At 66.4% G+C, this 1,124-nt stretch carries 1 protein-coding gene; it reads right to left on the bottom strand.

What is annotated here, in order from left to right; genetic code table 11:
- Positions 1-61: 61 nt before the first annotated feature.
- On the bottom strand, positions 62-898 hold the full coding sequence (locus tag ACXAHD_RS32170) for a transposase family protein (protein ID WP_475055179.1): 837 nt from the start codon (positions 896-898) through the stop codon (positions 62-64).
- Positions 899-1,124: the final 226 nt, after the last annotated feature.

Below are 1,124 nucleotides of genomic sequence, written 5' to 3' on the forward strand. Positions count from 1 at the left end.
ACCACAACGGACAGAACGGCGTCGAGCCGGTCGAACCCCGTCACTCAACCCGCGCTGACCGTCACTCTTCGCGCACCACCTGAATGTTTACGGTCAGGTGTAGTGCTGCGGTGACGATGTCGCCGATTCTGCGTGGGCTGGCGGTGGTGTGACGGAGCGTCCTCCAGCGTCCGATCAGGATGGCGAAGCCGCGTTCGCCCTGCCAGCGCAGGCTGCGTAGCAGCCGGTTGTAGAAGCGGTTGTCGGGGGCGAGCTGGCTGCCGTCGGTGTTTTGCTTGACCGGGGTCTTGATGCCCTGGCCTGCGCCTTCGTAGCCGGAGTCGGCCAGGGTGGGCAGGTCCAGTTCGGTGGCGGCCCAGTTCAGGGCGGCGGTGACACCGAGGGTCTGGGCGCAGGTCAGGTCGTGCAGGTGTCCGGGCATCGCCGGTGAGGTCCAGATCGGCAGTCCGTCCGGGCGGGCGACCGCCTGGATGTTCGCTCCGAAGTCGCGGTGCTTTCCGGAGTACCAGGCGTCGATCGTTTCGCCTTTGACGGACAGGGTGGTCTCGGTGAGCCGGTCGCAGTCGAACAGTTTGCCGTCGAGGATGACGTGGGACCAACCGTCGGCGGCGACCCGGCGCAGGGCGGCGTGGAGATCCTCGGCCTGTGCGGCGAGGACCGTGATGCCCTCGGCGAGGTACCGGTAGGCGGTCGCCCGGGAGACGCCGAAGCCGGCGCCGAGCAGCGCGACGTCCTCGCCCTTGCGGAACCAGACGAGCACCATCAGCGCCTGGCGGAAGCAGGTCAGGGCACGGGTGCCGGTACGAGTTCCCCGCGTCCGGCGTTCCGCGGCGAGCAGCCGACTGACGTACTGCACGAGTTCCCTGGGGACGTCGACCATGGCACGATATGCGATCACGTGGGGTCCTCACCGGTGGGTGATCTTGTGGTGAGAACTACCTACCGAGGGCCCCACGCCCTCCTCCAGCACTGTCCGGCTTCACCGAATTCGCCCGTGTCGCACCAATCAAACCTTTTGCGTTGCTGAGATCAGCTCAGCCTCGATCCACCGATGAAGGTCGGACCGGCAGGACCCCGGCTATAGAAAGTGCCCTCTGAACTGGAAGGATAGGAGTTCTGACGCT

The organism is Micromonospora sp. ABR4_055 (assembly GCF_056160425.1).